Below are 10687 nucleotides of genomic sequence, written 5' to 3'. Positions count from 1 at the left end.
ATGCTCGGCGAAGATCTTGCGGATGGCGCCGGTCATGGCCATCCGGTTGTCGGTGTCGATATTGATCTTGCGCACGCCGTGCTTGATGCCGCGCTGGATCTCTTCCACCGGCACGCCCCAGGTCTGGGGCATCTCGCCGCCGTACTGGTTGATGATGTCCTGCAGGTCCTGCGGCACCGAGGAGGAGCCGTGCATCACCAGGTGGGTGTTGGGCAGGCGGCGGTGGATCTCCTCGATCACCCCCATGGCCAGGACGTCGCCGTCCGGCTTGCGGGTGAACTTGTAGGCGCCGTGGCTGGTGCCCATGGCGATGGCCAGCGCGTCGACCTCGGTGGCCTTCACGAACTCGACGGCCTGGTCGGGGTCGGTCAGCAGCTGGTCATGGTCGAGCTTGCCCTCGAAGCCGTGGCCGTCCTCCTTCTCGCCCATGCCGGTTTCCAGAGACCCCAGCACGCCCAGCTCGCCCTCGACCGAGGCGCCCACCCAGTGGGCCATGTCGACGACGTTGCGGGTGACCTTGACGTTGTAGTCGTAGTCGGCCGGCGTCTTGCCGTCGGCCTTCAGCGAGCCGTCCATCATCACCGAGGTGAAGCCGTACTGAATCGCGGTCGCACAGGTGGCTTCGTTGTTGCCGTGGTCCTGGTGCATGCAGATCGGGATGTGCGGATACATCTCGGCCAGGGCGTCGATCAGGTGCTTCAGCACGATGTCGTTGGCGTAGGAGCGCGCGCCCCGGCTGGCCTGGATGATGACCGGCGCGTCGACCGCGTCGGCGGCCTCCATGATCGCCAGGCCCTGTTCCATGTTGTTGATATTGAACGCCGGAACCCCGTAGCCCTGCTCGGCCGCGTGATCCAGAAGTTGTCTCAAAGTAACCCGGGCCATGCCCTGCCCTCCGTAAAATCGTATCTAAATGGTCAGCGCCGCCACCCCGGGCAGCTCTTTGCCTTCCATCCATTCAAGAAACGCGCCGCCCGCCGTCGAGACGAAGGTGAAATCGTCCGCGCAGCCGGCGCCGTTCAGGGCTGCGACTGTATCACCCCCGCCCGCCACGGCCACCAGCTTGCCGGCCTTGGCCAGTTCGGCCGCGTGATGGGCCGCGGCGAAGGTGCCCTTGTCGAATGGAGGCATCTCGAACACGCCCAGCGGGCCGTTCCAGATCAGGGTCTTGGAATTGTCCATGGCGCGCTTCAGACGCTCCACCGTCTCGGGCCCTGCGTCGAGGATGCGCTCATGCTCGTCCACCGCGCCCAGGCTGCGGATGCGGGCGGGGGCGCCGGGCGCCATCTTCTCGGCCACCACGATGTCCAGCGGCAGGAAGAGCTTGCAGTTGTTCTGGCCGGCAAGGCGGATGATGTCGCGCGCGGTCTCGGCCATCTCCTTCTCGCAATAGGAGGCGCCGACGTCATGGCCCTGGGCGTAGAGGAAGGTGTTGGCCATGCCGCCGCCGATGGCGAGCTTGTCCAGCTTGGTCACCAGATTGCGCAGCAGATCGAGCTTGCTGGACACCTTGGACCCGCCGACGATGCCCAGCACCGGGCGCTCGGGACGCCCCAGCGCCTTGTCCAGCGCCGTCAGCTCCAATCGCATCTGCTCGCCCGCATAGGCCGGCAGCAGGTGGGCCAGGCCCTCGGTGGAGGCGTGTGCGCGGTGAGCGGCGGAGAAGGCGTCGTTGACGTAGAGATCGCCGTTGGCGGCCAGCGCCTTGGCGAACTCGGGATCGTTCTTCTCCTCGCCCGCATGGAAGCGGACGTTCTCCAGCAGCAGGACCTCGCCCGGCTTCATCGCCGCGATCGCCGAGGTCGCGACATCGCCGATGCAGTCGGCCGCGAAGGCCACCGGTTGGCCCAGCACCTTGGCGAGCGCCGGTGCGATGGGCTCGAGGCTCATCTCCGGGACGACCTTGCCCTTGGGCCGGTCGAAGTGGGCCAGCAGGATCACCTTGGCGCCGCCCTTGGCGAGTTTGGCGATGGTCGAGACCACGGCGCGCAGGCGGGTGTCGTCCGACACCTGCCCGTCGGCCACGGGCACGTTGAGGTCCACGCGCACCAGGGCGCGCCGGCCCCGGAGTTCGGCGTCGTCGAGGGTGCGGAAGGTCATGGCTCTGATCTAGATCAGTTTGGCCATGGCGAGGGCGGTGTCGGCCATCCGGGTCGAGAAGCCCCACTCGTTGTCGTACCAGGAGAGCACCCGGCCAAGGCCGCCGTCGATGACCTGGGTCTGGGCCAGCGCCGCCGTCGAGGAGGCCGCGACATGGTTGAAGTCGATGGAGACCAGCGGATCGTCGGTCACCGCCAGCACGCCCTTCAGCGGGCCCGAAGCGGCGGCGGCCTTCAGCGCCGCGTTGATCTCTTCCTTGGTGATCGTGCGGCCGGGGACCCAGGTCAGGTCGACCACCGAGACGTTGGGGGTCGGCACGCGGATCGAGGAGCCGTCCAGCTTGCCCTGCAGTTCCGGGATCACCAGGCCGAGCGCCTTGGCGGCGCCGGTGGAGGTCGGGATCATCGACATGGCCGCGGCGCGGGCGCGGTAGAGGTCGGAGTGCATGGTGTCCAGCGTCGGCTGGTCGCCGGTGTAGGAGTGGATGGTGGTCATGTAGCCGCGCTCGATGCCGGCCAGGTCGTGCAGGACCTTGGCGATCGGGGCGAGGCAGTTGGTGGTGCAGGAGGCGTTGGAGACCACCAGGTCGGCGGCGGTCAGGGTGTCGTGGTTCACGCCATAGACGATGGTCTTGTCGGCGTCGGTGCAGGGGGCCGAGACCAGGACGCGCTTGGCGCCGGCGGTCAGGTGGGCCGAGGCCTTCTCCTTGGTGGTGAAGAGGCCGGTGCACTCGAAGGCGATGTCGACGCCGAGGTCCTTGTGCGGCAGCTCGGCCGGATTGCGGATCGCGGTGACCTTGATCTTGCCGTGACCCACGTCGATCGAGTCGCCGTCGACGGTGACCGTGCCCGGGAAGCGGCCGTGCACGCTGTCGTAGCGCAGCAGGTGGGCGTTGGTCTCCACCGGGCCCAGGTCATTGATCGCGACGACCTCGATATCCCCGCGGCCATGTTCGACGATCGAGCGCAGGACAAGCCTGCCGATGCGGCCGAAACCATTGATGGCGACGCGTACGGTCATCGAGAAAACTCCTGAGCCAAGTGATTGCGGCGGTTTCTTGAGGCGCGGGCGCGTTTAGTCAACCCCTGGCGGGGTCAACTCTGGCTGCGTTTTGTGACGGGAAGGGGCGGCCGACGGCGCCGGACGCCCTCCTTAACTCTACTGGACCTTCGCCTTTAGCGCCGCTTCCAGGCCCGGCGCGAACTCGGCGCCGTGGGGCACGGTCATCGAGGTCTTGGCGAGCGCGGTCCCGAAGGGTTCGGCCCGGCCGCCCAGGCAGCGCTCCAGGAAGTGCTCGGTGACCGCGTAGAAGGCGATGTTGTTTTCCGGTCGCGCGAAGCCGTGGCCCTCGTCGGGGAACAGGGCGTAGGTCACCGGGATGTTCTTGGCCTGCAGGGCCTTCACGATCTGGTCGCTCTCGGCCTGGTTCACGCGCGGATCGTTGGCGCCCTGGCCGATCAGCAGGGGCTTCTTGATCTGGTCGGCCTTGGTGAGAGGCGAGCGCGCCTTCAGCAGGGCCGCGCCCTCCGGCGTGCCGGGATCGCCCATCCGGCGGTACATCTGCTTGCGGCCGGCTTCCCAATAGGCGGGCACGGTGGAGAGCAGGGTGTTGAGGTTCGACGGTCCGACGATGTCGACCCCGCAGGCGAAGGCGTCCGGGGTGAAGGCCAGGCCCGCCAGCGTGGCGTAGCCGCCATAGGAGCCGCCCATGATCGCCACCTGGTCCTTGGCGGTGACGCCGTTCTTCACGGCCCAGTCCACGGCGTCCAGCAGGTCGTCATGCATCTTGGCGCCCCATTCCAGGTTGCCGGCGTTGACGTAGCTTTTCCCGAAGCCGGTGGAGGCGCGGAAGTTGGGCGACAACACCGCATAGCCGCGATTGGCCAGCCACTGGTGCAGGCCGTTGTAGCCGTAGGCGTCGCGGCCCCAGGGTCCGCCATGGACCAGCAGGATCAGCGGCAGGGGCTTGTCGGGACGGCCGTCGCCATTGGCGTCGGAGCCCGGCGGTAGGGTCAGGTACGAGGGCTGGACCAGGCCATCGCGCGACTTGATCTCCACCGGGTGCATGGCCGCCAGGGTCGCGCCTTCCAGTTCCGGCCGGGTGACGTAGAGCTTCTTGAGCGACTTGGCCTTGCGGTCGTAGAGGTAGAGCGCCGAGGGCGCGGTCACGGGATCGACCGCGACGGTCCAGAGATCGTCGGCGTCGGTGCGCGAGGTGACCGCGATCTCGCCCTTCAGATTGGCTTTCAGGAACTCCAGGTCGCCCTTGACCGCCGGGTCGACCGGCTTCCACTCCGTGGTCAGGTAGTTGACGGCATAGGCGTCCACCTTGCCGGTCTTCGGATTGAACATGGCGCCGAGCACGTCGACCTTGGGGCTCTCGCCCACGACCGTCCGGGCGCCGGTCTTCACGTCCTGGGCCACCAGGGCCGAGGTGTCGCGGCCCCGGCTCTCACCCCAGTAGAGGATCGATCCGTCGGTGGTGTAGCCCATGGGACCGGTGGCGCCGTCGTCCTCGAAGTCGATGCTGTCCATCGGCTTGTCGGAAACCTTGCCGTCCTCGATGGCGTAGAAATCGGTGCCGCCGTCGGGGCGCGACTTGGCGCCGCCGCGCACCTTGAGCTGCTCGTCGATCATGAACCTACCGAAGCCGTCGTTCTGGAACACCAGGATCAGCTTGCCGGTCTTGAGGTCCAGGCTGTGGACGTCGTGCCAGCGCGGGTCGCGGTTGTTCAGCCCCACCAGGACGCGCTCGGGGACAAGTCGGCTGATGTTCAGCACCTGGACGCGGGTCTTCTCGAAGGGCGTGAGGGTCTTCTGCGCGCCGCTGACCACGTTGACGCCGTAGAGCAGGAAGTTCTCGTCGCCGCCCTTGTCGTTGACGAACAGGATGGAGCCGGAGTCCGGCGCCCAGTAGTAGCTGCGGATCGGCCGCTTCTTCTCGTCGGTCAGGGGCTTGGTCTTGGCGGGGTCGGCGATGGGCGCCACCCAGATGTTCAGCACGCCGTCGCGCGGGGCGATCCAGGCCAGCCACTTGCCGTCGGGACTGATACGGCCCTGGGTGCGGTTGGGATTGCCGAAGAACTTGGTCCGCTCGATCAGCGGAGCCGTGACATTGGGGGCGGCGTTCGCGCTCATCGCGGCCATCCCCAGGGTGAGGGCCGCGGCGGCGACAAGAAGCTTGCGCATGTGTTTTCTCCCGACATTGGCCGGGATGCTAGGCGGGCCGGTGGCGGGCGGCAAACGCTAGGTTGTTACGTCTGTGTAACGCGCCCTAGCCTGCGGTCGGTCGCACCCGTGAGGCCACCTCGGCGGCGTTGGCGCGGGCCTCGTCGACGTCGGCGGCCCGGGCCAGGGCCACGCCCATCCGGCGGCGCGGGAAGGCCTCGGGCTTGCCGAACAGGCGCAGGTCCGCGCCGGGCACGCCGAGCGCCTCGGCCACGCCCTCGAAGGCGATCCCCTTGGCGTCCATGCCCCCATAGATCACCGCGCTGGCGCCGGGTTCGCGCAAGGACGTGTCGACCGGCAGGCCGAGGATGGCGCGGGCGTGCAGGGCGAACTCGCTCTGGTGTTGGGTGGCCAGGGTCACCAGGCCGGTGTCGTGCGGCCGGGGGCTGACCTCGGAGAACCAGACCTCGTCGCCGCGCACGAACAGCTCGACGCCGAACAGGCCAAGCCCGCCCAGCTCCCCGGTGACCGCCTTGGCGATCTCGCGAGCGCGGTCCAGCGCGGCCGGGCTCATGGCCTGGGGCTGCCAGCTCTCCACATAATCGCCCTTCACCTGCCGGTGGCCGACGGGCTCGCAGAAGCTGGTGACGGTCTCACCGTCGGCAGCCTTGGAGCGGACGGTCAGCAGGGTGATCTCGAACTCGAAGTCGATCTTCCCCTCGACGATCACCAGCGCCTGTTCGACTCGGCCGGCCTCCAAGGCGTAGCGCCAAGCCGCGGCGATCCCCTCGGGGCCTTCCACATAGGACTGGCCCTTGCCGGAGGACGACATCACCGGCTTCACGAAGCAGGGGAAACCGGTGGCTTCCGCGCCCGCCGCCAGTTCCGCCTCGGTGGCGGCGAAGGCGTAGGGCGAGGTGGGCAAATTGAGCGTCTCGGCGGCCAGCCGGCGGATGCCCTCGCGGTTCATGGTGAGCTGGGCGGCGCGGGCGGTGGGGATTACGGTGGCCAGCCCCTCGGCCTCGATGCGCACCAGCTCGTCGGTGGCGATGGCCTCGATCTCCGGCACGATCAGGTGCGGGCGCTCCAGCTCCACGAGGGCGCGCAGAGCCTTGGCGTCCGTCATGGCGATGACGTGGCTGCGATGGGCGACCTGGTGGGCCGGGGCGTCGGCGTAGCGATCGACCGCGATCACCTCGCAGCCCAGCCGCTGCAGCTCGATGGCCACCTCCTTGCCGAGCTCGCCCGAGCCCAGCAGCATGACCTTGACGGCGGTGGGCGAGAGCGGCGTGCCGAGGCGCATGCGCGGGTCCTTAGAGGGGTTCGTTGGCGAACAGTCTGGCCTTGGCCGCAGCGGCCACCGCCTCGGCGGTGATGCCGAACTCTTTGTAGAGCCGCTCGGCCGGGGCGCTGGCGCCGAAGCCGGTCATGCCCACGAACACACCGTCCTCGCCGATGAACCGCTCCCAGCCGAAGCCGACCTGGGCCTCGACGGCGACCCGGACCTTGGCCTCGCCGATCACCGACTTGCGATAGGCGGGCGGCTGGGCGGCGAACAGCTCCCAGCAGGGGGTGGAGACCACGCGGGTGGCGATCCCTTCGGCTTCCAGGGCCTTCTGGGCGCCGACCGCCACGGAGACCTCGGTGCCCGAGGCGAAGAGCGTCACCTGGGCCGGGCCGCTGGCGGGGCTGAGCTCGTAGGCGCCCTTGGCCGAAAGGTTCTCGGTCGCCGAACCGCGCACCGCCGGGACCTTCTGGCGCGACAAGGCCATGACCGAGGGTGTGGTCTTGGTCGAGAGCGCCAGCTTCCAGCACTCGGCGGCCTCCACCGCGTCGGCGGGGCGGTAGACGTTGAGGTTCGGGATCATCCGCAGGGATCCAACGTGCTCCACCGGCTGGTGCGTCGGGCCGTCCTCGCCGACCCCGATCGAGTCATGGGTCATGACGTGGATGACGCGTGTCCCCATCAGGGCGCCCAGCCGGATCGCCGGGCGGCTGTAGTCGGAGAACACCAGGAAGGTGCCGGAGAACGGGATCACCCCGCCGTGCAGGGCCATGCCGTTCATCGCCGCGGCCATGCCGTGTTCGCGCACGCCATAGTGGACGTAGCGGCCGGAATAGTCGGGCAGGTCGAAGGCCTTGGTCCCCTTGACGTAGGTGTTGTTGGAGCCGGTCAGGTCGGCCGAGCCGCCGACCATCTCCGGGATGGCGGGAACCAGTTGCTCCAGGGCCGAGCCGGAATGCTGGCGGGTGGCGGCGGCGGGCTTGGAGGCGGCGGCCTCGGCCGTGTAGGCGTCCAGGCGCTCGAAGGCCGCGGCCGGCAGGTCGCCCTTCATGGCCCGTTCGAACTCGGACTTCAGCGGCGACTTGTCGAGCTTGGCCTGCCAGTGTTTGCGGGCCTTCGCGCCCTTCTTCCCGGCCGAGCGCCAGGGCTTGAGCACCTCGTCCGGCACCACGAATGGCGCGTGGGTCCAACCCATGGCCAGGCGGGCGTCGGCGATCTCGTCGTCGAACAGGGTGTAGCCGTGGCTGTGGGGGTCGCCTTCCTTGCGGCCCGCGCCCTTGGAGATCTTGGTCTTGCAGGCGATCAGGGTCGGGCGGTTCTGGCGGGTGGCCCACTTCATCGCCGCGGCGATCTTGCCGAAGTGGTGGCCGTCGACCTCCTTCACCGCCCAGCCGTAGGCCTTGAAGCGGGCGAGCTGGTCGCCGGTCTCCGAGATGGTCGCCTCGCCGTCGATGGTGGTGTTGTTGTCGTCGAACAGGACGGTGAGCTTGGCCAGCTTGAAGCGGCCGGCGATGGAGGCGGCCTCGTGGCTGACGCCTTCCATCAGGCAGCCGTCGCCGGCGATCACCCAGGTGCGATGGTCGACCACCTCGTCGCCGAAGCGCGAATTGAGGTGGCGCTCGGCCATGGCCATGCCGACGGCGGTGGCCAGGCCCTGGCCCAGGGGTCCGGTGGTGGTCTCGACACCAGGCGTGTGGCCGTATTCGGGGTGGCCGGCGGTGTTGGAGCCCCACTGACGGAAGTCGCGGATCTGATCCATGGTCACGGCCTTGAAGCCGGTCAGGTGCAGCAGGGCGTAGATCAGCATCGAGCCGTGGCCCGCCGACAGCACGAACCGGTCCCGGTCGGCCCAGTCGGGCTTGGCCGCGTCGTACTTCAGGAACTTGGTCCAGAGCACGGTGGCCACGTCGGCCATGCCCATGGGCATGCCCTGGTGGCCGGACTTGGCCTTGTGGACCGCGTCCATCGAAAGCACGCGGATGGCGTCTGCCATGGTCTGGATCGGAGCGGACATTAAGATCTTCCGGGGGTGAGTCTGGGCGCGATTGCGGGCGGGGTCGCACGCAAGGCCTGAAGGGTCAAGGAAGCGGCGTCACACACAGCGGGTTTCGGCGCGCGCCCGGGCGGGTCTATAGATTAACGGTCACACTTTCGGAGCGCCGAATCATGCGGGAGCCGGTGGGCGAGAACCCCCTCGACCAGGCCGTCAAGCGGTTGGACAAGGCCTTGTCTCAGCTGGAGCAACGCCTGAGCAAGGGCGGTGGCGGCGCGGGCGAGCTGTTCGCCCAGGGCGACGCCAAGCTGGCCGCCCAACTCGATCAGGCGCGCGCCCGGGAGAAGGAGCTGGAGGCCGCCGGCGCCGAGGCCTCTGCGGCGCTAGGCCGCGCGATCGCCGAGATCAAGTCCGCCTTGCACAGCGCCCCCGCCGAAGAGACCCAGGAGGCCTGACCCATGGCCCAGATCAACATTAACGTGAATGGCCGCCCCTATGCGGTGGGCTGCGAGGACGGCCAGGAAAACCACCTGATGGAGCTGGCGCGCATCTTCGACCGCCAGGTGCGCCAGGTGTCGCAGGACATGGGACAACTGGGCGAGACGCGGCTATTCCTGATGGGCTCGCTGCTGCTGGCCGATGAGCTGATGGACCTGAAGACCCGGCTCTCCGCGGCGCAGGCCGAACTCGCCCGCGCCCAGTCCGACCACGCCCGCGCCGAGGGCCGCGTCGTCGGCGCCCTGGAAAACGCCGCCAAGCGCATCGAGAAGCTGGCGGCGGAGTAGGCTACCGATCCCAGAACGGCTTGGTGCGGCCGATCTCAGACCCCGCCGCCGGCTCGCCGAAGGCGGGCTTTTCGGCCTGTGGCGCGCCGCTGGTCATGCCGGTGGCCACCACCGACACTCGCAGCTTGCCCTGCAGCCCCTGGTCCAGGGCCGCGCCGAAGATGATGTTGGCGTCCGGGTCGACCTGCTCGGAGATGGCGTTGGCCGCCTCGTCGACCTCCAGCAGGGTCATGTCCGTCCCGCCGGTGACATTGACCAGCACCGCCTTGGCGCCGGCCAGGGAGGTCTCGTCCAGCAGGGGGTTGGCGATGGCGTTCTGAGCCGCGGTGCGCGCGCGGCCGTCGCCAGTCGCCTCGCCGGTGCCCATCATGGCGTTGCCCATGCCGCCCATCACCGAGAGCACGTCGGCGAAGTCGAGATTGATCAGGCCCGGCAGCACCATCAGGTCGGTGATCGAGCGCACGCCCGCGTGCAGCACCTGGTCGGCCAGGGTGAAGGCGTCGGCGAAGGTGGTCTGCTCGGTGGCGATCCGGAACAGGTTCTGGTTGGGCACCACGATGGAGGTGTCCACATAGCGCTGCAGCTCGGTCAGGCCGGCCTCGGCCATGCGCATCCGATGGCGGCCCTCGAAGCGGAAGGGCTTGGAGACCACCGCCACGGTGAGGATGCCACGTTCGCGGGCGCATCTGGCCACGAAGGGCGCGGCGCCGGTGCCAGTGCCGCCGCCCATGCCGGCGGTGATGAACACCATGTCGGCGCTTTCCAGGTGGCGGACGATCTCGTCCACCGACTCCTCGGCCGCGGCTAGGCCCGCGCCCGGGCTGGCGCCGGCGCCCAACCCTTGCGTGGTGCGCACGCCGAGCTGGATGCGCTGGTCGGCCTTGGAGAGCGAGAGTTGTTGGGCGTCGGTGTTGGCGACGACGAAGTCCACGCCCTGCAGGCCCGCCGTGATCATGTTGTCGATCGCATTGACGCCCGCCCCGCCGACTCCGATCACCACGATGCGCGGTTTCAGGTGGGACGACGGTCGCCAGGACCCGCCGCTGGGGGGCGTCGCGGTCATTCTTGCGTACTCCATGCTCGGCCGCCGCTCCTTCCCGAGCAACTGGCCGGAGGAGACGCATAGGAATGTGGTCGCAAACGGGCAAGCCCCATGTGCGCGAAGCTTCTGGGCGGCTCCGCTTGAGTCCTTGGCCGCGAAGCCCTATCTTGCCTGGTGGCGGGCCTGCTGCGGCTCTCGTCGAAGGCAAATTTTCCCAGCGACCTTAATTCACTCTAAGGGAGCTGTCCCTGGCCGGTCCCGTGGGACCGGGCAAAACGGCGCCCACCTGGTTATCCAGGTCGAGGGGATTCAAC

Annotated in this window: 8 protein-coding genes and 1 pseudogene; 2 read left to right on the top strand and 7 right to left on the bottom strand. The window is 68.6% G+C overall.

The window, feature by feature from the left end; all coding sequences use genetic code 11:
• The 6 genes from fba to tkt all read right to left on the bottom strand — a co-directional run.
• Positions 1-885: class II fructose-bisphosphate aldolase (gene fba / locus Q8Q77_RS17270; protein WP_305584929.1), on the bottom strand; the 885-nt coding region annotated here is incomplete at its 3' end.
• Positions 886-909: 24 nt separating this feature from the next.
• On the bottom strand, positions 910-2100 hold the full coding sequence (gene pgk, locus Q8Q77_RS17265; RefSeq protein ID WP_305584928.1) for a phosphoglycerate kinase: 1191 nt from the start codon (positions 2098-2100) through the stop codon (positions 910-912).
• 9 nt (positions 2101-2109) lie between these two features.
• Positions 2110-3120 (bottom strand): type I glyceraldehyde-3-phosphate dehydrogenase, encoded by a 1011-nt coding sequence (gene gap, locus Q8Q77_RS17260; RefSeq protein ID WP_305584926.1) that lies wholly within the window; start codon positions 3118-3120, stop codon positions 2110-2112.
• A 138-nt stretch (positions 3121-3258) separates the two neighbouring features.
• Complete coding sequence (locus Q8Q77_RS17255; RefSeq protein ID WP_305584924.1) at positions 3259-5289, bottom strand: S9 family peptidase; 2031 nt, start codon at positions 5287-5289, stop codon at positions 3259-3261.
• An 85-nt stretch (positions 5290-5374) separates the two neighbouring features.
• A complete protein-coding gene (gene purT, locus Q8Q77_RS17250; RefSeq protein ID WP_305584922.1) occupies positions 5375-6571 on the bottom strand; it encodes a formate-dependent phosphoribosylglycinamide formyltransferase in 1197 nt (398 codons plus the stop codon).
• A gap of 10 nt (positions 6572-6581) precedes the next feature.
• A complete protein-coding gene (tkt, locus tag Q8Q77_RS17245; RefSeq protein WP_305584920.1) occupies positions 6582-8567 on the bottom strand; it encodes a transketolase in 1986 nt (661 codons plus the stop codon).
• A gap of 152 nt (positions 8568-8719) precedes the next feature.
• Between tkt and Q8Q77_RS17240 the strand changes: the two genes are divergently transcribed.
• Both Q8Q77_RS17240 and Q8Q77_RS17235 read left to right on the top strand, forming a co-directional pair.
• Complete coding sequence (locus tag Q8Q77_RS17240; protein WP_305584918.1) at positions 8720-9001, top strand: DUF4164 family protein; 282 nt, start codon at positions 8720-8722, stop codon at positions 8999-9001.
• A 3-nt stretch (positions 9002-9004) separates the two neighbouring features.
• Positions 9005-9331, top strand: a complete 327-nt coding sequence (locus Q8Q77_RS17235; protein WP_305584916.1) for a cell division protein ZapA — start codon at positions 9005-9007, stop codon at positions 9329-9331.
• A gap of 22 nt (positions 9332-9353) precedes the next feature.
• On the opposite strand, the pseudogene ftsZ reads toward Q8Q77_RS17235, so the two are convergent.
• A pseudogene (gene ftsZ, locus Q8Q77_RS17230) lies at positions 9354-10394 on the bottom strand (cell division protein FtsZ); the annotation flags it as partial.
• Positions 10395-10687: the final 293 nt, after the last annotated feature.

It is taken from the genome of Phenylobacterium sp., assembly GCF_030698145.1.
In the GTDB taxonomy this organism is placed as follows: Bacteria; Pseudomonadota; Alphaproteobacteria; order Caulobacterales; family Caulobacteraceae; genus Phenylobacterium.
The sequence above is the reverse complement of the archived record's forward strand: the minus strand, read 5'-3'. Positions and strand labels throughout refer to the sequence as shown.

What these genes read in the sequence shown, in the direction of transcription:
- pgk (WP_305584928.1), bottom strand. Translation starts at nt 2,100, where the DNA reads ATGACCTTCCGCACCCTCGACGACGCCGAACTCCGGGGCCGGCGCGCC.
- gap (WP_305584926.1), bottom strand. Translation starts at nt 3,120, where the DNA reads ATGACCGTACGCGTCGCCATCAATGGTTTCGGCCGCATCGGCAGGCTT.
- Q8Q77_RS17255 (WP_305584924.1), bottom strand. Translation starts at nt 5,289, where the DNA reads ATGCGCAAGCTTCTTGTCGCCGCCGCGGCCCTCACCCTGGGGATGGCC.
- purT (WP_305584922.1), bottom strand. Translation starts at nt 6,571, where the DNA reads ATGCGCCTCGGCACGCCGCTCTCGCCCACCGCCGTCAAGGTCATGCTG.
- tkt (WP_305584920.1), bottom strand. Translation starts at nt 8,567, where the DNA reads ATGTCCGCTCCGATCCAGACCATGGCAGACGCCATCCGCGTGCTTTCG.
- Q8Q77_RS17240 (WP_305584918.1), top strand. Translation starts at nt 8,720, where the DNA reads ATGCGGGAGCCGGTGGGCGAGAACCCCCTCGACCAGGCCGTCAAGCGG.
- Q8Q77_RS17235 (WP_305584916.1), top strand. Translation starts at nt 9,005, where the DNA reads ATGGCCCAGATCAACATTAACGTGAATGGCCGCCCCTATGCGGTGGGC.